General features: G+C 69.1%; 18 protein-coding genes and 1 pseudogene. 15 read left to right on the top strand and 4 right to left on the bottom strand.

Going from position 1 to position 23,334, the window contains the following annotated elements:
* Positions 1 to 15 precede the first annotated feature (15 nt).
* The 11 genes and pseudogenes from ACFY0P_RS22240 (at position 16) to ACFY0P_RS22290 (ending at position 15,022) form a co-directional block, all read left to right on the top strand.
* On the top strand, positions 16 to 1,272 hold the full coding sequence (locus tag ACFY0P_RS22240; RefSeq protein ID WP_388915656.1) for an FxsB family cyclophane-forming radical SAM/SPASM peptide maturase: 1,257 nt from the start codon (positions 16 to 18) through the stop codon (positions 1,270 to 1,272).
* Between the two features lie 87 nt (positions 1,273 to 1,359).
* Positions 1,360 to 4,347, top strand: a complete 2,988-nt coding sequence (fxsT, locus tag ACFY0P_RS22245) for an FxSxx-COOH system tetratricopeptide repeat protein (protein ID WP_388915659.1) — start codon at positions 1,360 to 1,362, stop codon at positions 4,345 to 4,347.
* Between the two features lie 189 nt (positions 4,348 to 4,536).
* Positions 4,537 to 4,716, top strand: coding sequence for a YxD-tail cyclophane-containing RiPP peptide (locus tag ACFY0P_RS22250; protein WP_388915662.1), 180 nt, complete (start codon positions 4,537 to 4,539; stop codon positions 4,714 to 4,716).
* Positions 4,717 to 4,778: 62 nt separating this feature from the next.
* Positions 4,779 to 5,915, top strand: a complete 1,137-nt coding sequence (locus ACFY0P_RS22255; protein WP_388916377.1) for an FxsB family cyclophane-forming radical SAM/SPASM peptide maturase — start codon at positions 4,779 to 4,781, stop codon at positions 5,913 to 5,915.
* A gap of 78 nt (positions 5,916 to 5,993) precedes the next feature.
* Complete coding sequence (locus tag ACFY0P_RS22260; RefSeq protein WP_388915665.1) at positions 5,994 to 6,362, top strand: CU044_2847 family protein; 369 nt, start codon at positions 5,994 to 5,996, stop codon at positions 6,360 to 6,362.
* Positions 6,359 to 7,300: an AAA family ATPase gene (locus ACFY0P_RS22265; RefSeq protein ID WP_388915668.1), complete on the top strand. Its 942-nt coding sequence runs from the start codon at positions 6,359 to 6,361 to the stop codon at positions 7,298 to 7,300. The genes ACFY0P_RS22260 and ACFY0P_RS22265 overlap by 4 nt, the downstream gene beginning before the upstream one ends.
* On the top strand, positions 7,297 to 9,228 hold the full coding sequence (locus ACFY0P_RS22270; RefSeq protein WP_388915671.1) for a magnesium chelatase: 1,932 nt from the start codon (positions 7,297 to 7,299) through the stop codon (positions 9,226 to 9,228). The genes ACFY0P_RS22265 and ACFY0P_RS22270 overlap by 4 nt, the downstream gene beginning before the upstream one ends.
* On the top strand, positions 9,218 to 10,513 hold the full coding sequence (locus ACFY0P_RS22275; protein WP_388915674.1) for a CHAT domain-containing protein: 1,296 nt from the start codon (positions 9,218 to 9,220) through the stop codon (positions 10,511 to 10,513). Before ACFY0P_RS22270 ends, ACFY0P_RS22275 begins: the two co-directional genes overlap by 11 nt.
* A complete protein-coding gene (gene fxsT / locus ACFY0P_RS22280; protein ID WP_388915677.1) occupies positions 10,510 to 13,845 on the top strand; it encodes an FxSxx-COOH system tetratricopeptide repeat protein in 3,336 nt (1,111 codons plus the stop codon). Before ACFY0P_RS22275 ends, fxsT (ACFY0P_RS22280) begins: the two co-directional genes overlap by 4 nt.
* 288 nt (positions 13,846 to 14,133) lie before the next feature.
* Positions 14,134 to 14,445, top strand: a pseudogene (locus ACFY0P_RS22285) (VapC toxin family PIN domain ribonuclease); the annotation flags it as partial.
* A gap of 220 nt (positions 14,446 to 14,665) precedes the next feature.
* Entirely contained in the window at positions 14,666 to 15,022 is a 357-nt protein-coding gene (locus ACFY0P_RS22290; protein ID WP_388915679.1) for a hypothetical protein, read from the top strand.
* Between the two features lie 192 nt (positions 15,023 to 15,214).
* On the opposite strand, the gene ACFY0P_RS22295 is transcribed toward ACFY0P_RS22290, so the two are convergent.
* The 4 genes from ACFY0P_RS22295 to ACFY0P_RS22310 all read right to left on the bottom strand — a co-directional run bounded on the left by ACFY0P_RS22295 (position 15,215) and on the right by ACFY0P_RS22310 (position 18,510).
* Positions 15,215 to 15,538, bottom strand: a complete 324-nt coding sequence (locus ACFY0P_RS22295; protein ID WP_388915681.1) for a hypothetical protein — start codon at positions 15,536 to 15,538, stop codon at positions 15,215 to 15,217.
* Positions 15,539 to 15,870: 332 nt separating this feature from the next.
* On the bottom strand, positions 15,871 to 17,055 hold the full coding sequence (locus ACFY0P_RS22300; RefSeq protein ID WP_388915684.1) for a PD-(D/E)XK nuclease family protein: 1,185 nt from the start codon (positions 17,053 to 17,055) through the stop codon (positions 15,871 to 15,873).
* A complete protein-coding gene (locus ACFY0P_RS22305) occupies positions 17,052 to 17,825 on the bottom strand; it encodes a hypothetical protein (protein ID WP_388915687.1) in 774 nt (257 codons plus the stop codon). Before ACFY0P_RS22305 ends, ACFY0P_RS22300 begins: the two co-directional genes overlap by 4 nt.
* 433 nt (positions 17,826 to 18,258) lie before the next feature.
* Positions 18,259 to 18,510 carry a hypothetical protein gene (locus ACFY0P_RS22310; protein ID WP_388915690.1) on the bottom strand — a complete coding sequence of 84 codons (252 nt, stop codon included), beginning with the start codon at positions 18,508 to 18,510 and terminating at the stop codon, positions 18,259 to 18,261.
* Between the two features lie 564 nt (positions 18,511 to 19,074).
* Between ACFY0P_RS22310 and ACFY0P_RS22315 the strand changes: the two genes are divergently transcribed.
* The 4 genes from ACFY0P_RS22315 to ACFY0P_RS22330 all read left to right on the top strand — a co-directional run bounded on the left by ACFY0P_RS22315 (position 19,075) and on the right by ACFY0P_RS22330 (position 23,152).
* Positions 19,075 to 20,529 (top strand): recombinase family protein, encoded by a 1,455-nt coding sequence (locus tag ACFY0P_RS22315; RefSeq protein WP_388915693.1) that lies wholly within the window; start codon positions 19,075 to 19,077, stop codon positions 20,527 to 20,529.
* 359 nt (positions 20,530 to 20,888) lie between these two features.
* Positions 20,889 to 21,626 carry a SpdA protein gene (locus tag ACFY0P_RS22320; RefSeq protein ID WP_388915696.1) on the top strand — a complete coding sequence of 246 codons (738 nt, stop codon included), beginning with the start codon at positions 20,889 to 20,891 and terminating at the stop codon, positions 21,624 to 21,626.
* 301 nt (positions 21,627 to 21,927) lie between these two features.
* On the top strand, positions 21,928 to 22,755 hold the full coding sequence (locus tag ACFY0P_RS22325) for an FkbM family methyltransferase (RefSeq protein ID WP_388915699.1): 828 nt from the start codon (positions 21,928 to 21,930) through the stop codon (positions 22,753 to 22,755).
* A 193-nt stretch (positions 22,756 to 22,948) separates the two neighbouring features.
* Positions 22,949 to 23,152 (top strand): hypothetical protein, encoded by a 204-nt coding sequence (locus ACFY0P_RS22330; RefSeq protein ID WP_388915702.1) that lies wholly within the window; start codon positions 22,949 to 22,951, stop codon positions 23,150 to 23,152.
* The last annotated feature ends 182 nt before the right edge of the window (positions 23,153 to 23,334 follow it).

A 23,334-nucleotide genomic window follows, 5' to 3' on the forward strand; every position in this document is an offset into this window, starting at 1 on the left:
GGGGGAGTTGATGCCGTGCAGACAGCTTCGGACGACAGCTTACGAACCGCCAGAGACCGGGAGATCGCGCCCTGGCCGCACGCAGAACTGGACGTGGCGGCCCTCAGACGTGCGGGGCACCGGCCCTTCCCCTTCCGCCAGTTCGTCCTGAAGGTGCACAGCCGCTGCAATCTGGACTGCACCTATTGCGTAATCTACCAGGGCGAGGACGCCCGTTGGCGGGGCCGCCCGGCCCGGGTGGCGCCGGGGGTGATGCGGCAGACGGCGCTGCGGATAGCCGAGCACGCCGCCGTGCACGGTCTGTCGGAGGTGCGGATCGATCTGCACGGCGGGGAGCCGCTGCTGTCCGGCGCGGAGCCCGCCCTCGCCTACGTGGCCGCCGTCCGCGCGGCGCTGCCCGCCGAGGTCACGCTGCGGGCCACCGTGCAGAGCAACGGCACGCTGATCACCGACCGCACCCTGGACCGGCTGGCCGACGCGAACATCCGGGTCGGGCTCAGCCTGGACGGCGGCACCGCGCACCTGAACCGGCGCCGGGTCGACAAGGCCGGGCGGCCGTCCTGGCCGGCGGCGGAGCGGGCGGCGCGGCTGCTGGCCGACCGGCCGGAGATCTACGCCGGCATCCTGTGCGCCATCGACGTACGCAGCGATCCTGCCGAGGTGTACGAGTCCCTGGCCGAGCTGCGCCCGCCACGCCTGGATCTGCTGCTGCCGCACGCCAACTGGTCGAGCCCGCCGCCGGGCCTGCCGGCCCGCGCGCCGGGAGCCCGGACGGCCGTGCCGACGCCGTACGGCGACTGGCTTGCCACCGCGTTCGATCTGTGGTGGGACGGGGCGCCGGACGGTTCGCAGCCGCGGGTGCGGTTGTTCACGGAGGTCGTGGGGCTGCTGCTGGGGGTGCCCAGCACGACGGAGTCCGTGGGGTTGTCGCCGACCTGTGCGGTGGTGGTGCACACCGACGGCTCGGTGGAGCAGATCGACTCCCTGAACCTGGCGTACGACCGGGCCACCGCGACCGGCCTCGACGTGTTCGGGCACCGTTTCGACGAGGCGCTGGACCATCCGGGGATCGCCGCCCGGCAGCTCGGCATGGAGGGTCTCGCGGACGACTGCCGCGCCTGTCCGGTGGGCCGGGTGTGCGGCGGCGGGAACTACGGACACCGCTTCTCCCTGGGAAGCGGGTTCCGCCATCCGTCGGTCTACTGCGCCGACCTAGAGCGGCTCGTACGGCATGCGGCGGCGCGGCTGAGCGCGGTAATGCCACGAAACTGAACACATCGCATAAACTGCGCGCAAATCTAGTCAGAATTTTCACTTTTCATACATATCCCACTCCCGATGGCAAGGAGAGACGGTCGGATGACCGACAGGTCCAAGGGCGGCGCGTCCCACGAGCACTTCACGATCAGCTACGCGGGATTCAACCGGCCCTGGGCGACGTGGATCGCGCACCAGCTGGAGCAGCTGGGCCACGAGACGACGCTGCTGCGCTGGGACCCGCCGCTGCGGATGTCGCTCACCGACGCGCTGCGCAATCTGCTGCAGGCCCCCGGCCGCGTGCTGCTGGTGCTGGACGACTGGTACTTCTCGCTCGGCCCTCGGTCGGACACCGAGTGGACCGAGGCGCTGCACGAGGTGGTGCCGGCCCATCTGGACCGCTTCTCCGCGGTGAGCGTGGCGACCCGGGCGCTGCCCGCGACGGCCGCGCCGCTGCGCCCGGTCGACCTGCGGGACCTGGACTCGCGCGAGACCCGCCGCCGTATCCTGCGCCGACTGGACCTGGAGCCGTCCGCCGAGCCGGTCGCCCCTACCGGGGCACCCGCGCCGCGCTTCCCCAACGACCCGCCGTCGGTGTGGAACGTGCCGCGCCGCAACGTCCGCTTCACCGGCCGTGACGCGATCCTGGAGGAGCTGCACGCCCATTTCGAGCGCGGCGGCCGGGGCGGTGCCCGCTGTGCGCTGCGCGGGATCTCGGGTGTCGGCAAGAGCCAGATCGCCAACGAGTACTCGCACCGGTTCGGAAACGACTACGACATCGTGTGGTGGGTGGGGGCCCGCTTCCGCGCCCCGGCCCGTGAGCAGTTCGCCCAGCTGGCCCCGCGGCTGGAGCTGCCGGTCGGCACCGAGCTGGGTGAGCGCATCCGCGCGGTCCACGAGGCGCTGCGGACCGGACAGCCGTACAAGAGATGGCTGCTCGTCCTGGACTCCGCGGACGACATGGAGCAGATCGAGGACCTGCTCCCGGAGGGCAACGGCCATGTCCTGATCACCACGCTCACCCAGGACTGGGCAGCCTCCGGCAATGTCACCGAGATCGAGGTGCAGCCCTTCCGCCGACCCGAGTCCGTCGCGTACGTCCGCCGGCGCGCCCAGCGGCTGACCGACACCGAGGCCGACCAACTCGCCGACGCCGTCCAGGACCTGCCGCTGCTGCTCGCGCAGACGGCGGCCTGGCTGGATGCCAACGTGATGCCGGCGAAGGACTACATCTCGATGATCCGGCGCGGCGAGGCAAGCCAGATCGGCATCCGGATCTCCTCCGACTACCCGATGGGCTTCCAGACCAGCTGGTCGATAACTCTCAACACACTCCAGGAGAACAACCCGGAGGCCGTCGAACTGCTCCATCTGTTCGCCCTGTTCAACCCGGACGCCATCCCGGTCCGGCTGATGCAGGCCGCCCACCCGTCCGATCTCCCGGAGCATCTGTCGGCACTGGCCGGTGACCCGATCCGCTGGCACACCGCGCTGCGCCGCCTTTCGGAGTCCACCGCGGTCCGCCTCGACTACGTCGAGTCCTCGGGCCCCGAACCGGGGGTGGACCGCGTCTCGATGCACCGCCTGTACCACAGTTTCCTGCTGAGCACCCTCACCGAGGACCGCCGCGAGACCCTGTCGGCGATCGCCTGCTCCCTGCTGGCGGGTGCGGACCCGAGGCGCCCTGCCGACACCCGCGAATGGAGCCGGTACGCGGAACTCATCCCGCACCTGGAGACCGCGGGCGTCCTGGACAGCTCCGACCCGGTGGTACGTCAACTTGTCCTGAACTGTATCGAGTACATGCGGGTGCGGGGCGAGAACCGGGCCGCGCTGCGCTTGTGCGAGCAGGCGGTGGCGCGCTGGCGGGGCCGACTCGGTCCGGACGACCGCGACATGCTGATCCTGATCCATGACCATGCCAACATGTTGCGGCGCAGCGGCCGTTACCTGGAGGCGGAGGCCGTCGGCCGGGCCGTTCTCGACCAGCTCGCCGAGACCCGCTCGGACGACGACCCGGACCTGCTGCGGGCCAAGAACGGTCTGGGCGGCACCCTGGTGTCCCTGGGCCGCTACGACGAGGCGCACGGCATGTTCCAGGAGTGCGTCCAGGCGTACACCAGCACCGTGGGCGCCGACACCCCGCGCGCCCTGCAGGACCGCGGCAATCTCGCCGTGGTGACGAGTCTGCTGGGCCGGTACGAGGAGTCGCTGCGGCTGCACAGCGAAATCCTTCTGATCCGCGAGCAGCTGCTCACCCCGCATCACCATCTGACCCTGCGTTCGGGCATGTTCAACGCGTGGATGCTGCGTCTCCTGGGCCGCTACACCGAGGCGACCTCCCGGCAGGAGCTCAACGTCCGCGCTCACCGTCAGACCATGGACCGCTACACACCCCAAACCCTCTTCGCCGAACACAACTTGGCCCTGTGCATGCGGCGCAACGGCGATCTACTGAGCGCCGAGTCGCTGATGCGCAGCGTGGTGGAGCGATTCGTGCAGCGGCAAGGCCCGACCCACCCCGACGCGCTGCTGGTACAGGCCGACTTCGCGACCTTCAACCGGGAGCACGGGAACCTGGAACAGGCCCGTGAGATGGCGACCTCCGTCGCCGAGCAGTACGCCAGACTGGTCGGCCCGCATCATCCGTATGCCGTAGGCACGGCGGGCAATGTCGCGCTGGCCCTGTGGGAGTACGGGGAGCGCGACGAGGCGCTCAGAATCGCGGAACAGGCGCTCCTGGACATGCGCACCGCCGTCGGCCGGTCCCACCCCTGGGCTCTTGGCGCCGGTCTGAACGCGGGCGGCGCCCGCAGCCTCGCCGGGGACGAGGAGGGCGCCGCCGAGCTCACCCGCGAGGTCCTGGAGTCGGCCCGTACGCTCATGGGCGAGACGCACCCGCTGACCCTCTCCTGCAAGGCCGCACTCGCCTCCGACCTGCGGCTGCTGCGGCGCGGGCAGGAGGCGTCGAAGCTGGAGCACGAGGCGCTGCAGCAGCTGTCCGAGACGCTCGGCGCGCAGCATCCGCACACGCTCTCCGTCCGCCGCAGGGAGCGGCCCTACTGGGACTTCGAGCCGCTGCCGACCTGACCCGGCCCCCCCCGAGCTGATGGACAGCCAGACCCTGGCTGGTGCTGCGAACTTGGTATCCGCCGAAGGTGCGGCGCGGTCCATTTCCGAACCGCGTCGGCAGTAGGCTGGCCTGGGCCTGTGTCAAGAGGCCGGATCGGCCGTCCTGGAGAGGTGAACGTGCGCGGTACTGAAGGGGACAAAGCACCCTTGGGTGGAGAGCGTGGCCCGGGCGGGGCGCTGCCCGACTTCGCCGATCTCGACCTGCTGGCACTGTCCCGTGAGTCATCACATCCGGTGCTCGCGGCAGTCGCCACGAGTCTGCTGCCCCGGCTGCGGTGCGACAGGCCCGCGATGGCCTTCTACGAAGACAGTCCGTATCAGCTGTGACCGCCCGGTGGCCTCTTGAGACACTGGACGTTCCCGCGTTACGACGGTCTGGTGTACAGGCTCTGCCGTTCAGGCAGTTCGTACTGAAGGTCCACGGCCGCTGCAATCTGGCCTGCTTGTACTGCTACGTCTACGAGGGCGCCGACAGCAGTTGGCGGGACCGTCCCCGGCGCGTCCCGCCGGGCGTGATGCGGCGCACCGCGGCCCGGATCGCCGAGCATGCTGCCGCCCACCGACTGGACTCCCTGCAGATCAACCTGCACGGTGGCGAACCCCTGTTGGCCGGCGTCGACACCCTGGTCGGCTATGTCACCGCGGTGCGCAAGGCGGTCGGCCCGGGCTGCGCCGTGGACGCCAGCGTGCAGTCCAACGGCACACTGCTGACGGAGGACGCGGTGGGCCGACTGGCCGCCGCCGGGGTCCGGATCGGGGTGAGCCTGGACGGCGGCACCCCCCGGCTGAACCGGTGGCGCATCGACCACGCCGGGCGCTCCACCTGGGCAGCGACTTCGGCGGGACTCGCCGTGCTGCGCCGGCACCCGGAGGCGTACGCCGGAATCCTCGCGGTGATCGACCCGCACACCGACCCCGGCGAGGTCTACCGGTCGCTGACCGCCCTCGAACCTCCCTCCCTGGACCTGCTGCTGCCGCACGCCAACTGGGCGCACCCACCGCCCGCCGAGGGACCGCACCCTTATGGCTCCTGGCTTGCCCAGGTGTTCGACCTGTGGTTCGACACGCCCGTCCGGGCCGTGCCGATCCGGCTGTTCAGCGAGATCATCGGCCTGCTCCTCGGACTGCCCGGCCGGGCCGAAGCGGTGGGCAACTCCCCCGTGGTAGCGGTCGTGGTCGACACCGACGGCGCCATCGAGCAGGTCGACTCCCTGAAGACCGCGTACGCCGGTGCCCCCGCCACCGGCCGCGATGTCTTCCGGCACGCCTTCGACGACGTCCTGGACCATCCCGGCGTCGTCGCCCGGCAGTTGGGCGAGGCCGCCCTGTCACCGCGCTGCCGGGCGTGTCCGCTGGCCCAGGTGTGCGGCGGCGGCAACTACGCCCACCGGTACCGGGCCGACGGGGGCTTCCTCAACCCGTCCGTGTACTGCGCCGACCTGGAGTTCCTCATCCGGCACATCGCGCACCGGGTCCGCCGGGCCGCCGACCGCGCCGGTGCCGAGACAACAATCAACACACCTTGATTACAGGTCTGTTGACCACGGTCCAGAATGGGGAAGGAAAGCTCAGAGAGCCGGCTCGCTGGACGGGGGAAGTGCGCGATGGCGATCGTAAGAGGGGTGGCGACGGACGGCCGGGACGGGCCGATCTATGTCGAGGTCGACGGCGCTCCCGGGGGAACAGGCGGCCCGGACGACGTGTACCTGGGGATCGACACCCGCGGCAATCCGGCCGAGCGCGTGCTGGAGGTGGCCCGTGATGTGTACGCCGACGGTCTGGATCTCGCCCGGCGATGCGCCCGGCAGGCGGCGGACCGGTTCGCCGACCTTGGTGAGGGGCTCAAGCCCGACGAGGTGGAGCTCCAGCTCTCGATCAAGCTCGACGCCGAACTCGGCGCGGTGCTGGTGAAGTCGGGGGCGGAGGCACAGCTCCAGGTCACCTTCCGCTGGACCCCGGGCAGCGCGTCGTGACGGCTGGGAACGGCGCCGCTGAGATCCACATCCTGCCGTACAGCTATGTGGTGGGGCAGGCCGAGCTGAAGCTGGCGCTCGAACTGAACTACATCGCGCCCCGGATCGGGGGCGTACTCATCAGCGGGCAACGCGGCACCGCCAAGTCGACCGTGGTGCGGGCCTTCTCGCTGCTCACCCGCGGAGAGCTGCCGGTGACCCTGCCGATCAACGCCACGGACGACCGAGTGCTGGGCGGCTGGGAACTGGACGCGTTGATGCAGGGCGAGGCGCGTTCGCAGGCGGGGCTGCTGGAGGAGGCCGGCGAGAAGGGGATGCTGTACATCGACGAGGTCAATCTCCTGGACGACCACATCGTCAACATCATCCTCGACGTCGTCTCCACAGGGGTGCTGTCGGTGCAGCGCGAGGCCATTGACACCGTGCGCGGCGTCAGCTTCGGGCTGGTCGGCACGATGAACCCCGAGGAGGGCGGGCTCAGACCCCAGTTGCTCGACCGGTTCGGGCTGATGGTCGCCGTCTCCGAACTCGACGAGGAGGCACGGCGGGCGATGGTGCTGGCCGTGCTGCGGTTCGACGACGAGGCGGGCACGGCATCGCCCTGGCTGACCGACGGGCAGTCCGCGGACCAGGCTTTGCGCGAACAGCTGGACGCGGCACGGGAGTCGGTGAAGGACGTGCGGCTGAGCGACGACATCGCCAAGGTGTGCGCCGACGTCGCCACGCATCTGCGGGGCGTGGGGCATCGCGGCGAGGTGGTCACCGCGTGGGCCGCGCGGGCGCTGGCCGCGTTCGAGGGGGCGCCGGAGGTGACAGCCCAGCATGTCCGCAAGGTGGTGCCGTTGTCCCTCCGGCACCGACGACCCGAGGCCGCGCACGGAGGGCCCGTCGAGTGGACACCAGAGGAGTCGGAGCTGCTCGACAGGCTGCTGGGATGACGGTTGCCGTGCATGGGAGCCTCGCCGACCCCCGGCAGCGGCTCCTTCAGGTACTGGCGTGCTCCGCGCTGGGGCCCGGCCTTGACGGGGTGCTGCTCTTTGATCTGGAGCCCGAGATGGTGGCGCCGGTGACGGACGCATTCGCCCGGATCCTCGGAATACGGGACGGGCTTCCGGTACGGCGCACCATGCTCGGCTCGGTCACGGGCGACGACGAGCTGTGGCTGCGGCCGACGCTGCGGCACGAGGGCGACGGCATGAACTTCTCCCTCGCCCCGGGCCCCCTGGTCGACACCGGCGCCGACGCCTCGACGCTGGTCGTGGTCTCCGACCTGGTCCGCCTCAGCCTGCCCGGCATGCGAGCCGCGGTACAGCTCCTGGGCGCCGATGTCGCCGCCGTGGAACGCTCCGGCTTCCGCACTCGCTGGCGCCCTCGCGCCCGCTGGCTCGCCGCCTGCCGCCAGTCGGAGGTGGGCCGCCTCTCCCCCCACCTCCTGGACCGCTTTCCGATCCGCCTCAACGCCGCGGGCCTGACGCCAGAACGCCTCCTCGACGAGCTGACCGAGGTCGACGAGCCACGACTCCCGCACGATCACGCCCCCCGTGTCATCACCCTCAGCCTCGGTGAAATACCCGACAGCTGGAGGGACGTTCTCGCAGCGCCCGAACAAGCCATGTGTCCGTTGACCGAGGACGCCGCCGTGCGGGTCGTGGGACTGTTCGACGGCGACGGGAGCAGTCGGCGAGTCCTGGGGCTGGCCCGGTTGGCGCGGGCGTTGGCCGTGTTCGGTGGGGACGAGCGGTGTGCTGTCGACAGGGTCGACGAGGCCGCCCGGCTCATCGGTGTGGCCGCCAGGCCCATGCATCCGTCCGGTACGGGCGTGCTCGCGGACGGTGGGCCGGTCGGGTCCGGGGGTACTCCCGAGGGGCGCCCGCTGCCCGAGCCGCCGAAACCAGACCCGGTGCCCGACGAGGGCGGCTCGGCGGGACAGGTGCCCGGTGCCGCCGTGGCGCTGCCCGCCTCGCCCGCCGAGGCGCTGGACACCTTCGCCGCCGACGCCGGGGAAGGCGTCGGCTCGCCGTTCCCGGAGGACGACGCCCAGTTCCTGAGGGAGTTCGCGCCGCTGCGCATCCCCTGGCAGCGGCGGCCCGAGCCGAGCTCCGCGCGGGGCCCGGTGATCGGCGTACGACCCGCCAGCACCCTGCGCGACCTCGCATTCGTGGCCAGCGTCATCGAGGCCGCCAAGCATCAGAACCTACCCGCCCGCCGGGCCCTGCGGGCCGACGGCGACGGCCGGCTGATCGTCCTGCCCGGCGACTTCCGCAGCTACGCACGGCTGCCGGTGGCCGAGCGGATGCTGGTGCTGCTGCTCGATCACACCTGCCGCCGCGGCTGGGACTGGCAGTCCGCCCTGGCCCCGTACTTCCAGTGGGCCTACACCGGGCGGGCCACCATCTGTGTCGTCGAGGTCGGCGCCCTGGACGCGGTCCACGAGCTGCGGGCCGACCATTTCGTGGCGCGCAGCGTCCTCGACCCCCGGGTGGGACGCGCCCTGCACCGGCCCGCCGGACGCAGCAGCCCCCTCGCCCACGGGCTCGCGGTGACCGACCGGTTGCTGCGGCGGGCCTTCCAGCAGCGCTCCAATCTGGTCGAGGCGTGGCTGGTGGTGGTCACCGACGGCCGCGGGAACGTCCCGCTGGACACGGGGGCCGACGGGCGGGTGCCGGGGCCGGTGCGCCGTACGGGCATCGAGGACGCGCTGTCAGCGGCCGGGCGGATCGGCGCGATGGGCCGGATGCGGCTGCACTCCGTGGTCGTCGACGCGGCACGGCCGCCGTATCCAGATCTGACGTTCCAGCTCGCCGACGCGCTCGGCGGGGTGACCGTCGCCGGGCTCGGCACGCGGGAGGTGACCGATGCCCGATGAGCTGGCCGGTCCCCTCGGGCTCGGCGGGGCGATCCCGCTCGGGCCGGGCACGCCCGCGCGTTCTCCGCAGCCCGAGGCGCTGTCGCCGCCCCAGCCGACCGAGGTACCCGATCATGTGATCGAGCCCTCTGAGGTCTTGCAGCTGGCCCCCGAACCCGTAGATCCCGACCGGCAGTTGCCCACCGGGTTCGCCAAGCTCTCGGTGCAGCGCGCCTACGCCGACGGCCGGGAGGCGTTCTGGCTGATCGGGCACAGCGGCACCCAGACCATGCAGCTGGACTCCGCGTCCGCCCGGTTGCGCCCGGACGACCTCGCCCTGCACAATCTGCGGCGGGGCCGTCCGATCCCGCCCAGCGAGGTCCTGCTGGGGCTGGCCCGATGGTCCAGGACGCAGGAGGACCTGGTCGCCTGGATCAATGATCTGCGGGCCCAGCACGGCGCGGAGCTACAACTGGTGGTCTGGGACGACACCGACTACGACATCCCGTGGGAGCTCCTGCTGCTGCCGGACCGGCGGGATCGCGGGCTGATCGCGGGGATTCTGGGCGCCCTGGTGACCGTGGTGCGCTGGACCACCATCCGCCGGGCCGGGACCGCCCCGTTCGGTGAACCGGCCTCCTGCGCGGGGCACGTCCTCGGGTACTACGCCGATCGGATGCGCCGTGACCGCGAGGTGTTCGAGAACTATGTGCACCAGCCGCACGTCGGTACCCCGCGGACGTTCCTCACCGACCTCAGCCGCCGCAACCTCGGTGCCGGTCTGGTGTACATGGGGTGCCACGCCGAATACGGTGCGCATGCCCACGAGGTCAGGATCGACGCCCTCACCTGGAACCGGCTCGACCTGCATCCGATGTCCGCGCTCGAAGGCGGGAGCACGCTCGTGTGCCTCAACGCCTGCGACTCCGCCCGCTCGTTCCGCAATCTGGGGCAGGGTGAGGACGTCCTGCGGGGGTTCGCCGAGCTGTTTCTGCGCAAGGGAGCAGGCGGCTGTATCGCGGTGTCCGGGAAGGTGGGCGACGACATCGCCCACCTACTGGTCAGGGATCTGGTGGGGCGGGTATGCGCCGATCCTGAGCTGCCCGTCGCCGGCGCTCTGCGGGAGTTCCGGGCCGCCGCGGCGGTCCGGCTGCCCGATCCGGAGTCATGGGTGGATCGGCTCGGCGGCGACACCGAGAACGAGCGGGAAGTCCTGCTGGTCCTCTACAGCTTCATGTTCCTCTACTTCGGACACCCACGGACCACGCTCCAGCTGAAGGTGCGGGCCCGGGAGGAGGGCGCATGAACGGCGACGCCTCCTCGTTACTGGTCGAGCCGCTTGTCGGCTGGCCCCGCCGGGCCACGGCCGGGCAGAGCTACCTCGTCACCGTCGACCTCAACGGGCCGACGGGCGAAGACGCGTGGCCGTACGAGGAGGAGGAGTTCGACTTCGGTGTGGCCCTGGACGGCGCACCGTACTTCGTGTGCGAGGCGCTGAGCGAGCCCAGTGTGGTCCTGCACCGGTTCGGCGGGACGTACGGTCCGGCCCGTTTCGTGGTGACGGCGGGCACCGCTACCGGGCCCGGCACGATCTGGCTGACCATCACCAACCGCTGGGGGGTGCCCGTGCGTACGGTCGAGCTGCTCAGCCTGATCGTCCGGGAACCCGTGCCCACCGGACCCGGCCAGCTCGTGGTGCCCTCGACGCACGGCAACCTGACCACCGCCCCGGGCGGCGCCCGTCCGGACGTGCACCCCACGCCCCGCGCCCCGGACAGCCGGTCCGCCGAACACATCACCATCAGCTACGCCGGCACCGACCGCGCCTGGGCCACCTGGATCGGGCACCAGCTGGAGCGGCACGGCCGCCGTACCGAACTGCGGCGCTGGGACCCGGCGCCGGGCATGCCGCTGTCCGAGCTGCTCCACGACCTGCGGGACGATGCACCGGGACGCATCCTGCTGCTCCTCGACGAAGAGTACCTGCGGCTCGGCAATCGCACCGAGGACGAGTGGGCCGGGGCGCTGGGCGAGGTGGTCGCGGCGCATCTGGACCGGTTCGTGGCCGTCGATCTGTCCACCCGTACGCTGCCCGCCTCGGCCGCCATCCTCGGCCCGCCCGCCCTCAGGGACCTGGACCCGGAGGAGGCACTGCGCCGGCTGCTGACCGTGCTCGGTCTGGAGGGCACCGCGCCGGACGACGACGAGGACCTGCCGGTCGCGCCGCGTTTCCCGGACGCTCCGCCGGCCGTGTGGAACGTACCCAGCCGCAACTTCCGTTTCACCGGCCGTGATCCGATCCTGGAGGAGCTGCACGCCTGGTTCGAGCGCGGCGGCCGGGGCGGTGCCCGCTGTGCGCTGCGCGGGATCTCGGGCGTGGGCAAGAGCCAGATCGTCATCGAGTACGCGCACCGGTTCGCCAACGAGTACGACGTGGTGTGGTGGATCAGCGCGAGCTTCCGGGCCACCGCCCGCCAGCAGTTCGCCGACCTCGCCGACCTGTTGCAGCTGACCGACGCCCGGGCGCTGGGCGAGCGGGTGCGGGCGGTGCGGGAGGCGCTGCGCACGGGACGGCCGTACCGGCGTTGGTTGCTGATCGTGGACGGCGCGGACGACATGGAGCAGGTCGACGATCTGCTTCCGGAGGGCGGCGGCCATGTCGCGATCACCACCTTCACCCGCGGCTGGGCGGCCTCGGGCCAGGTCGCGGACGTCCAGGTGGACCGCTTCACCCGAGCGGAGAGCATCAGTTACGCCCGTCGGCACGTGGACCGGCTCACTGAGGAGGAGGCCGACCAGCTCGCCGAGGCGGTCGAAGACTTCCCGCTGCTGCTGACGCAGACCGCGGCCTGGCTGGAGGCCAACCGGGTGTCGGCCTCCGAGTACATCGCCCGGTTGAGGGGCGCCGACGCCGAGGACATTGGCATCCGGATCTCCTCCGACTACCCGATCGGCTTCCAGACCAGCTGGGCCATCACCTTGAACTCCCTGGAGCTGGACAACCCCAGGACGACGGAGCTGCTGCGCCTGTTCGCGATGTTCTCGGCCGGCTCGATCCCAGTACGACTGCTCCAGCGGGCCCGCCCCGGGGATCTGCCGCCGCACCTGGCCGAGCTGGCCGCTGATCCGGTGCGCTGGCAGAACGCGCTCGTCCGGCTGTCCGAATCCACCGCCGTACGCATGGACTATGTACAGGCGTCCAGCAGCGACGCCTACGTCGACAGCGTCGAGATGCACCGCCTGTACCACCGGTTCCTGCGGGGCACCCTCTCCCCCACCGACCGAGACGAACTGTCCGCGGTCGCCTGCCGTGTGCTGGTCTCGGCCGACCCGAGGGACCCGTCCAACGTCCGCACCTGGCCGACGTACTCCGGACTGCTGCCGCATCTGGGTCCCTCCGGCGCGCTGGAGAGCGCGGAGGACTCGGTGCGGGAACTCGTGCTGAACTGCATCGAGTATTTGCGGCTGCGGGACGAGGAGAGCACCGGTCTCACCCTGTGCGAACAGGCCCTGGCACGCTGGCGGGTGCGGCTGCCGCCGACCCATCCGTCCATGCTGGTGCTCATCCACCAGCACGCCAACATGCTGCGGCGGTGCGGCCGTTACCGAGAGGCGGAGGCCGTGGGGCGGGCCGTGGTCGAGCAGTTGGAGTACGAGCGGGCGGCCGACGACGCGGACCTGCTGCGGGCGAAGGGCGGGCTCGGCGGATCGCTCATGGCGCTGGGCCTGTTCGAGGAGGCGCACCAGCTCTTCGACGAGGTGTGGCGGGTGTATGAGGCCCAGGATGGGCCGGAGGCACCCCGCACCCAGCGTTCGCTGCACAACCTCGGGGTCGCCCTCGGACTGCTTGGCCGATATCCGGAGGCGGTGGCCGTCCACCGTGAACTGCTGTCCCTGCGCCAGCGGCTGCTCCCGAACCATCCGCTGACCCTGCTCAGCGGGCTCACCTGTGCCCGTTCGATGCGGCTCGTCGGCCGGCACGAGGAGGCCGCCGCGCTGCAGGAGAACAACGCACGGCTGCACCGCGGAACCATGGGCGAGCACCACCCCCAGACGCTGGCCGCCCTGCACAACCAGGCGCTGTGCCTGCTTCGCGTCGGAGACACCCCGGCCGCCCGCGACCTGCTGCGCAGCCTGATGGATCGGTGTCGGCAGCTTCAGGGCGCGAAGCATCCGATGACGTTGATGGTCCAGGCCGACTACGCGTCCCTGCTCCGCGCCCACGGCGATCCGGGCGCAGCAGCCGTCCTGACCCAGCAGGTCCACGAGGACTACCGGCACCAGCTCGGTGACGACCACCCGAGTACCGCGGGCGTGCTGGGCAATCTGGGGCTGGCACACTGGCGGCTGGACAACACCCACGACGAGGCCGATCGGCGGATCAGGCAGGCGTGGGGCGGCATGCGAGCCGCACTGGGCGCCAACCACCCATGGACTCTGGGCTGTGCCCTCAACCTGGCCGCAGTGCACCATCTTTCGGGCCGCCAGGACGAGGCATCCGCGCTGCGCGAGGACACCCTGTTACGGGCCCGGCAGGTCCTCGACGAAGGGCATCCGCTGCGGCGGTCCTGCGAACGGGCGCTGACATCGGCGGCCGGTGACCCTCCCGGCTGGGACTTCGAGCCGCAGCCCATCTGAGCAGCCCGGCCGGGCCCACCTGGGGCTGCAGTGCACGGAGGGCGGCCCCGTCGAGGTCACCGTCCAGTGGCTCGAGGGTGTTTCCCAAACAGCGATTCAGGATGAAGGCCGATGCGCTTCTGACGCTGAGCGATGCGGGAGTTCTGTTCAGAGCGCCCAACCCGGTGGCCCGCGAATCGTCGATCACCAACGACTACAGACGAGACCTGCGTACCGCCCCAGGGGCGCGGACTCGGCAACCGACGACCGCGGTAGCGGAGCGGACGGGTAACCGTCGCCGACTACCTCATCGACACCTCCGCCGTCGCCCGCCTCCTGCTCCGCCAGAACACGGCCGAATGGGACGACAGGATCGGCGCGGGCCTCGTAGCGATCTGCGACCTCACCGAGCTTGAAGTCCTCTACTCGGACCGTTCGACCGCGGACCGCACCCGCTTGAAGGCCGCACTCGACGCCCGCTACGCCTGGTGCCCCATGCCGGACGGCGTCTATCGCCGCTCCCGCACCGTCCAGGAGCAAATGACCGCCAAGGAGGAGCACCGCAGCGCAGGCCCCGTCGATCTCCCGGTGGCCGCTGCCGCGGAAGAAGCGGAACTCACCCCGATCAAGGTGCGCGTGCGGCCTGACCTCACACCACCGCAAAGACACGAGCGTTCTCCCTTCTACCTGCCGTGAGCACCGCCCGCATATCTCCCGGGTTATATCACCCACGAAATGTGCCGTCCGCCCAGCGACGCGGAAGGCTGCTCCCCGCACACCTCTCGTTGTGCACTGGCACCACCGAAGCCGACACAAGCCGAGCACGGGAAAGGAGAGGGTCATGCCGACTCCCCGGCGCACCAAGGGCGATCACCTGATCTACGCCGACGTCGTCGACTCCAAGAGCAAGACGGGGGTCTGGATGGGCGAGCGCGACGCCTTCCAGGCCATGCAGGCCGAGATCCTGGAGGCGTTGAAGGACAACACGGACTGGGTGCCCGTCGAGAACGCGATCATGGTGGTCAGCACCGAGCCCGCCGGCATCACGGTCATCGCCGCGAACCCCACCCTTCCGGGCGTGATCGTCCTCGCGGACGGCGGCTCCCCGGAGGCCTCGGCACAGCTGCAGGCCACGGGGGAGGAACTCGTCCGCAAGCTGATGGACAAGCGCGGGACCCTGGAAGAGGAAGCCGCGTAACACCAGTGGCCTCCTCGCAGCTTCTGTGGGGGAAGTACATCCGGTACGACCGGGACGGCGAGGTCGCCCTCCTCGACCCGGTCACGCTGGACAGCGTGTACCTCGACCGCGGGGAGGTCACCGCGGGTCCGACGATTCGGCAGGTTCGGCGAGCATCGCATCAGCCGCCAAGGAGCCGCAGGTCCAAGGCTGTCACCAGTCTCCTTGCCGGATCCGCTCGTCGGACACGATCCCGTAGACGTACCGCCCAGAAGGTTCGGGGCATCGTGGAACCTCCGACGGCCCCGCGATCGGCCATGCCTCCAGCGCTGACCTGATCTCGTGCCACTGCACGTTGCGCCGGCTCTCGACGATGACCATGGTGTAGCGGTTGGTCCGGTAGGTGAAGGGCTTGCCGGTCTTCGTGTAGAAGACCTCTCCCTGGTGCTCCTCGATCCGAGGCCTCGCCGTCTCCATGTTGGGACCGACCGGCACCCGCTCGGGGGAGGTGGCGGTGGCACTTGATGCCCTGCCCACCGGAGCCGTTCCTCCGGCGTTGGCTCCCGGCTACTCCGATGCCAGGATGCGCTCCCTCGCACGGTGGTCGACGTGACTGCCAGCTCTGTGCCGTCCGGCAGCACCCCACGGCCAGGCTCTCGATAAGGCTCCGCAATCGTGATGTCACGCCGCTCATAGCCGAGCCTGTTGGCAGCTGATTCCAGGGTGCCCATCTGAGTGTTCCCGACGTACGACCACTGGTCCTCGCTCGCATCGTCCGAGAACTCCACGACGCCAACAAGGTAGACCCCGTCCTCGTTAGGGTCGCCGAAGAGCTGCCGCAAGCGGTCGGGTCCAAAGTCGCCTGTCATCTATCCGTCCACCCCTGCATTGCCGCTATCGGATTCTCCGTTGATCAACGCGATCACAGTCTCCTTGGCTTGCGGCTGAGTCGCGTGCTGTGCCATCCGTGACCCGATCACGGCCACCCTGCTGAGCACCTCGGCGGCTTCCTTGAGTGTGGTTGAGGGCGGCAGCACGAAGCGCGCGCCAAACTCGACCTCACCGCTGAGCTTGGCCTGCCCCTCGCCATAGCCATTGCCGAGGAACGCTGGAGCGCCGAGTTCCTTGAGCCGAGCCACGCCATCCTTCTCCCACTGCAACGTCTTGCGCGGCGGATGGGGTCTCCACGGAATCCAGTCCTCTTGGGCGAGGTACTCCTGCCAGAGCAGCGCCAGGTAATCCCAGTCGTAGGCCTTGGAGGAGGTGACTTGCTGCTGCACGAGGAAGAAGCGAACGTCGACCCCACGAAGCCCGCTGCCCCCGGCGAGCTTGCCAACGTCCTGCGTCGGCAAGCTCTCCGTGGCTTCCCAGCGGACGGTGTAACCGCTGCCCGAAATCGGGGCGTCCACGATCGCGACGTACAGGCCACCGGAGCCGATCTCCTGGATGGACTTCGATGAGCCGCCGGGCAAGGTGACGTTGTCGTACATATAGGCAGCACGAAGCCGGAGGGCGAGGTAGAGGTCGATACCGTCGATCTGATTCCAGACGGTGTCGCCATCCACCTCCGGCACCTGGGACTCGATGTGGCTCGCCCAGGCTGTGGCGGTCGTCGCGGCCCACGGCATCGGGGACGAGGTGAAGGGAGCGATGAGCTCCTCCCAGGTGAGGTTCTGCCAGCCCTGGGCATGGGTGGTGTCGAGGCGGATGCGCCGAAGCGAGACCGTCACGAACTGACAGTCGTTTCGGTCCTCCTCGGCGACGTATTTGTAGTACCGCTCCAGCTGTTCACTTCCGAGGCCAGCAAGCAGCTTCACTTCGACGACAGCGACAACCTGACCGTTCGCCTCCACCACCAGGTCGGGTCGATCCGATGCCTTCCGGTCCCGCGGCTTCGAGACCTCCCGACGAATCTGGAGCGGGCCAAAAGCCTCGATCCCGAGAACGGAGCGGGTGATCGCCTGGTCGGCATTCATGAGGGTGGCGAGCAGATCGCTCCACGCGTTCTCGCTGTTGATCGAGAGCAGGAAGCGAAGGTCCGGGAGACTGCTCACTCGCTGTCCTCTCCCAGCTCCGCATCGATGTTGAGCACGCGGATCCCGGACTGCGACTGCGCGAGAAGCACCGCGGCGTTCTCGGCAAGGCGACGGGCGGACTTGAGCCGCAGGTCCAGCTTGACATCGTCACCCCAGCGGACTGACGTTGCGATGGCGAATTCGATCGAACCACCGGACTCCAAGTGGCCGACGATCTCCTTGTGGATGCGGCGGCTGGTGCGCTGACGAGAGCGATCCGTCTTGGCGTTGCGGTAGTTGCTGGCTCGCCTGGCCAGCTCCACGGACTCCCCGATGTAGAGCACACGGATGCCGTCGTCGTCCACACCGAAATCGTAGCGGTAGAGCCCTGGCACTCGCGGGAGTCCGGGAAACCTCGGCAGGCTGGCTTCGTCCAGCGTGATCGGGCCGGCGCTCAGCCACGAGAACGCAACACGGACGTCGAGCGCCTCCAGTTCCTTGAGCTGGGACGCGTCGAAAGACCCACGACGAGACGCGCCGGTCAGCCGCGGGCCCGAGCCGCTCTCGGTGGCCGAGGATCCGGCACCGATCAAGAACCCGAGGTTCTGCAGCCACCGCCGAGAGTCATGCGACTGAAACCGGCTGCGCTTGGCACCTGTCGAAAGGGAAATGACCTGCTTGACCGGCCAACGCACACCATCTACTTCGACCCAGTACTCGCGGATCTCCTCGGGCACGTGACCAGCAAGACGCCCACGAACAAGCGTGGGCGTCAGCTCGAAGGATTCGCCATCGAGGGTGAACTGCATGGAATGGAGGTTAGCCTCGATCGTTCACGAGTCCTCGTCAGTTCGCTGACGGGGACTCTGTGCGTGTGGGGTGCGGCCTCTCCGGGGGTGGGGCAGACTGACGCCCCGGTTGTCGCGTGGGGTGGGCGCCGGGTTCCACTCCCGGGGTGGTCGTGTGGGTTGTTAGGACGGTCGAATTGGCTGGTCAGCCGGTGTTCGGGAGGGTCTGGAGCCGGTTCATGACGCTGGTGATCACTGGCGTCCATGGCCATCGGGTTTCGGCGGGCTGCACTTCGTCATACGGCAGATACCCACGTGACTTGTCACAACAGCCACTACGGCCACGGGAGCCGGGACAGCCTGGTGGACAAGTCGTTGAACAAACCAGCCAGAAGCAATCAAACATCACCACCAAGCCAGCTCGTCACAAGATCACGCCAAACGAAATCGCCTTTCAGGATCCCTTCCTCGTCGCCGGCGTGAACCCGGGATCGGTCAGCAGCGAGATCTCGTAGCCGCCTTCGCCCGAGATTAGCGAGTCACTGTCCCAGTGCAGCTCAACCTCGTCCAAGCCCTTGTTCCGAACGAGCCAGTCGTAGTTCTTCAGCGCGATGATCGTCTCTTCGGTCGTGGGCCCGAGGCTACTGGGCGTGGCAAGGCACTGTGGGGGTTCGCCAGGAACTGCATCCGCCGCTTTCGGGTCCACGTTGCGATGGACGCCGCTTGCCACCTCACGCGGCGATCGCAGACCTCATACCGAGACCGACGGAACCCATGATCTGCCCCAGGCCAGAGGCGTCCCCGCTCCTCCTGCGTTAGGGACTTTTCAGGGACTTTCAGCTCTGTCTGAGGGACTTCCGAGGAACTTTCCGTCGCCTAACGCGGCAAGCCGTTGAAAGATCGGAAAGGGCCTCCGTCCCAGCTCAGAGGCCCTTTCCCAAGCAAAACCGCAGGTGGCGGCAGACGAGTCGGGCTGTACGCCGGGTTCTGTCCCCCACAGCTCCGACACGAAAGGTGCTTCCGCGGCGCCGACCGATGCGGCTCCTCCTGGACAGCGTGTTCCGACGCAGCTCTTGGCGCAGTCTGGGGCTCTCTCAGCCTATGCACGGACCGCGTCGAAGCCTGAGCACCTCGGGTCCATTCCGTGACTGCGGAGTGTCCCGATGTTCACTCCTTCGGGTCAACCGTCCCTGGTCTTCGTGCACGGTGCCCTCTGTGCGGGCATCGCCTCGATAGGGGGTGGCTCGGCGACCGACAGGAGGCGTCGAACATGGCAGCGCAAAAGGCCGCCCGCCCAACGCCAGGCCCGTCGGCGGGCTACGGGCTCCTGACCCGGTGGGCTCACGATTCCACCCTGCACGCTGTCCCCACCGACTGCCCGCACATGGGTGGCCTGCGGTTCGCGTTCTACGGACGAGTCTCCACCGAGGACCACCAGGACCCGGCCACATCACAAGCCTGGCAACTGCTGGGCGCCCAGGCACTGGCGTCCGGGCACGGGCGGATCGTCGCCGAGTACTTCGACGTCGGCCGCAGCCGGACCGTACCCTGGGCCCGCAGGCCGCAATCAGCCGCGCTGCTCGCCGCGATGGCCGCCCCGGACAGGGACTTCGACGCGGTCATCGTCGGCTCCAGCGAACGCGCCTTCTACGGCAACCAGTTCGCCGCCATGGCCCCGCTCTTCGAGCATTACGGGGTGGAGGTGTGGGTGCCGGAACTGGGCGGCGCCTTCGACCCGCAGATCGCCGGCCAGGAAGAACTCATGATCCTCCTCGGCATCCTCTCCAAACGGGAGATCGCCCGCGCCCGCATCCGGGTCCGCAGCGCGATGACCGTGCAGACCCGCGACCAGGGCCGCTACCTCGGCGGCCGACCTCCATACGGATACCGGCTCGCCGACGCAGGCCCGCACCCCAACCGCACCCTCGGCCGCCGCGGTGTACGCATCCAACGCCTGGACATCGACCCTGAGTGCGGGCCCGTCGTGTCCTGGATCTTCACCCAACGCCTAGCCGGACACAGCGTCGCCCGCATCACCCGCGCCCTCAACGATGCCGGCATACCCAGCCCGTCCGCCGCCGACCCAGACCGCAACCCACACCCGACCAGCCGGCGGTGGGTCCTCACCACGGTGCGCTCCATCCTGGCCAACCCCCGCTACACCGGCCACCAGGTCTGGAACCGTCAGCGCACCGACCACGACCTCATCGACCCCGCCAACACCAGCCTCGGCCACCGCGACGTTATGCGCTGGAACGCCCCCACCGACTGGATCATCTCAACGACACCGGCACACCCGGCACTGGTCAGCGAGGCCGACTTCGTCTCCGTCCAGCACACTCGCGCCGCCCGACTCACGGCACCGGGACGGACCTATACCCTGGCGGGACTACTGCGCTGCGGAATATGCGGGCGCCGGATGGAGTCCCACTGGACCCACCGCCCCGCCTACCGCTGCCGGCACGGCCACTCCAGCGCCGTCCCGCCCCTCCCCCACCGGACACCCAACGCCTACGTCCGCGAAGACCACGTCCTGCCCCACCTGCCCGCACTGGTCATCCGCCTCACCGACCACGCGGCCGAGCTGAACGGACCGGCAGCTCCACCGACATCGGCCGCCGCGGTCGAGTACCTCCGCGCCGAGTCGATATCCATGATCTTCGACCCGCCCACCCGGACCCTGACCGCGGACACCCCACGAGGAGAAAGGATCGCCATCCGCTGACCGGCACGGCAGCAGCACATGCAAGCGCCGCAAGCGCACAAAGGAGGAAGTCACAAGCCTGCCGAGACGACAGAACACCCGCGCCCGGCGGGAAGCCGGAGGCGGGTGCCAGTCTACCCTGCCCGTGAAACGGGGCTCAGGGGGCAATGGTGTGTCCGAGTCCGAGTTGAACCAAAAGCCCAACCGGTCGTGCTGCGGGCCGATCTTCAACTTCAGCGGAGTGGTCGGGGAGACACCGGAGCGGACGAGGCCCTTGAGTCCGCACCGCAGGATCGACCAGAACCATTCCTCCCGGACGACCGGATTGACCCGCAGGGCAGGGCCACATGAGGAGCCGGCCGCAGCCGCCGCTTCGGACCTTGCCCGAGGAACGACGATCTCATGAACAGGCAACGGCCTTCCGTTCCGTCACCGTGATCATGGGTACCGTTGTCGGCCTGACGTTCCTGTTCGGCTTCGGCAACGTATGGGCCTTGGCCACACGCCTCGGCGTACCCGCCCTCGTCGCACCACTGGTCGCACCTGCGGTCGACCTCTCAGTCCTCGGCCTCCTCCTCGGTATCCGCTATCTCGCCATGGAGGGCGCGCCCTCCGAGCAGCTACGCCCGGCACGCCGGTTGCTGATTCTGTCCAGCCTGATGACCCTGGCTCTCAACGTCACGGACCCACTCCTGTCCGGCCAGACCGGCAAAGCCGCCTTCGACGCCGTGGGCCCCTTGCTGCTGATCGGCTGGGCGGAAGTGGGCCCCGGCCTGCTCCAGGCGATGAATGGCATGGCAGAACAGGACGGCGCGCACTCGACGGCGACGCAGGGGCCACCAGACCAAGAGGCGGTGCAGTACGAGCCACGACCGATACGGACCGCACACGACGCCCTCCTGGAAAGGGCCCGACGAGAGGATGCCGAACACTGGGAACTACACCGCCGACCGATCTCCGCCGAGACTCTACGCAAGCGCCTCCATATCGGTGCAGCACGGTCCAGAACCCTGGTGGCCACACTCCGCGATGACAGGACAGAAGGCTTGAACGTTGAGCCCTATCCCAGCGTCAGAACGAGCCGGGTACCTGAGTGGGAGCAGACATGGCCGCGTTAAAGAGCGGTTCGTTCTCCTCGTGAGACTTTTTTGTTCGAGGATTGGGCGTCGCGTCAGTTCGGGGTGTACTTGCGGGTGAGTCTGCGGCTTATGAAGTCGATCATCGCGACGTGGACTATGCCTACGGAGCGTAGGGCGTGCCTCGAGTACTCTCGGGCGAGGCGACGGCGGAGCTGAGTCACGAAAGGTCCTCTCGACTCCACTCAACTCGAGACAGTCCGGAGCCTCAACCAGACCCGGAGCGGTTGAGTGAAGCGTGCGGGCTGGATTGTTGACTCCAACCCTGATAAATCGTCTTGTCATGGCCATGGACATGATTGAACTGCACAGTATCAATCGTTGGGAGGCGTCCTTCCTGCGCGAGGAGGTGGGCGGCTACTTCACCCACGGCGTCGAGTTCGCGCCGGGCGCGACAGTACTCGACGTGGGCGCCAATATCGGTGTGTTCTCGGCGGCCGTCTATGAGCGGCTGGACGGGGATGTGCGGATCTACGCCTTCGAGCCGATGCCGCCACTCCACGCGACGCTCGAACGCAATGCTCGCGAGTTTTTCAACGGACGTCTGACGGCGCTCCCCTACGGTCTGGCGTCCCGTGACGACGAGCTCGATTTCAGCTACGTTCCGGCCGCCACGATCTTCTCGTCCTCTTTGCGGGACCAGGGGAACATCGAGGCTGAGCGGCGGCGGGTCACCGCCACCGTAGTCGAGATGATCCGCCAGGGCGGCCTGGGACCGGTCCTGCGCCGCGTACCCGCTCCTGTCCTCAGCTTTCTCGTCGGCCGCAAGCTGCGGGTGATGCGGCGGCTTGAGACGCACCGGGTGAAGGTCAGGCCCCTGTCATCAGTGCTCGACGAGCAGGGCATCGACCACATCGACCTGCTCAAGGTCGATGTGGAAGGCGCCGAACTCGATGTGCTCAGAGGCATCGAGGAACGGCATTGGCCGCTGGTCCGGCAGGCTGTCGTCGAGGTGGAGCGCTGGCAGCAGAACCGCGACACAGTCTGCGAGGTCTTCCTCACACACGGCTTCACGGTCAGCGCGGAGCAGGACCCGGTGCAGCAGGCCGCCGACATCGGCATGGTGTTCGCGGTCAGGCCCTCACCACGCGCAGCACCGGGTACTCGATGACCATGACGTACGCGGGTAGTGCGGCTACGGGAAGTGACATCAGTCGCTGACATTCGGAATGTCACCGCCCCTTGTCACCTCCGCGCGATCAAGAGGCCGTGCCATGCTCGGCCGCAGAAGGGCTGGCCTTCGCTCCGCGGGCATCACCCTGTCGGGGCACAGGCTGCGCCGCTGGACCGTACAGGGGACCGCGATGGCTGACAAGCGTCCTGCCTGGGCACGCCGGATGGTGGAAGAGCGCGCGGCGCCGAACTGGTCGCACGCCGACGCGGTGCGCGCCACGATGGCCCGTCTCTCCGAGGACCAGGCCGTCAGCGAGCAGGACCTGCTGCACCATCGGCATCCGACTGCCGACCAGCGGCACACATCCGGCCCCGGCTGGCAAACAGGACTATGAACGAGGCTTGACGTGGGTCATCAAGCCGCTTCACAGCCTCTTTCGGCAATGGGTGACGACGACAGAGGCGAGACGTGGGGCGTCGATCGCGTGGTGAGTTGAGCCGCCGAGCGGTGTACCGCCTTCATCGTGACAGGTTGAAGGCCGGTTTCGTAGGACGAAGAGCACGGCTCAGCAGCCTT

This window comes from Streptomyces sp. NPDC001714 (assembly GCF_042892755.1).
In the GTDB taxonomy this organism is placed as follows: domain Bacteria; phylum Actinomycetota; class Actinomycetes; order Streptomycetales; family Streptomycetaceae; genus Streptomyces.

Excerpts from the sequence above, each read along its gene's own strand:
- fxsT (WP_388915659.1), top strand. The coding sequence starts at position 1,360 with ATGACCGACAGGTCCAAGGGCGGCGCGTCCCACGAGCACTTCACGATC.
- ACFY0P_RS22260 (WP_388915665.1), top strand. The coding sequence starts at position 5,994 with ATGGCGATCGTAAGAGGGGTGGCGACGGACGGCCGGGACGGGCCGATC.
- ACFY0P_RS22270 (WP_388915671.1), top strand. The coding sequence starts at position 7,297 with ATGACGGTTGCCGTGCATGGGAGCCTCGCCGACCCCCGGCAGCGGCTC.
- ACFY0P_RS22275 (WP_388915674.1), top strand. The coding sequence starts at position 9,218 with ATGCCCGATGAGCTGGCCGGTCCCCTCGGGCTCGGCGGGGCGATCCCG.
- fxsT (WP_388915677.1), top strand. The coding sequence starts at position 10,510 with ATGAACGGCGACGCCTCCTCGTTACTGGTCGAGCCGCTTGTCGGCTGG.
- ACFY0P_RS22290 (WP_388915679.1), top strand. The coding sequence starts at position 14,666 with ATGCCGACTCCCCGGCGCACCAAGGGCGATCACCTGATCTACGCCGAC.
- ACFY0P_RS22305 (WP_388915687.1), bottom strand. The coding sequence starts at position 17,825 with ATGCAGTTCACCCTCGATGGCGAATCCTTCGAGCTGACGCCCACGCTT.
- ACFY0P_RS22315 (WP_388915693.1), top strand. The coding sequence starts at position 19,075 with ATGGCAGCGCAAAAGGCCGCCCGCCCAACGCCAGGCCCGTCGGCGGGC.
- ACFY0P_RS22325 (WP_388915699.1), top strand. The coding sequence starts at position 21,928 with ATGGCCATGGACATGATTGAACTGCACAGTATCAATCGTTGGGAGGCG.
- ACFY0P_RS22330 (WP_388915702.1), top strand. The coding sequence starts at position 22,949 with ATGGCTGACAAGCGTCCTGCCTGGGCACGCCGGATGGTGGAAGAGCGC.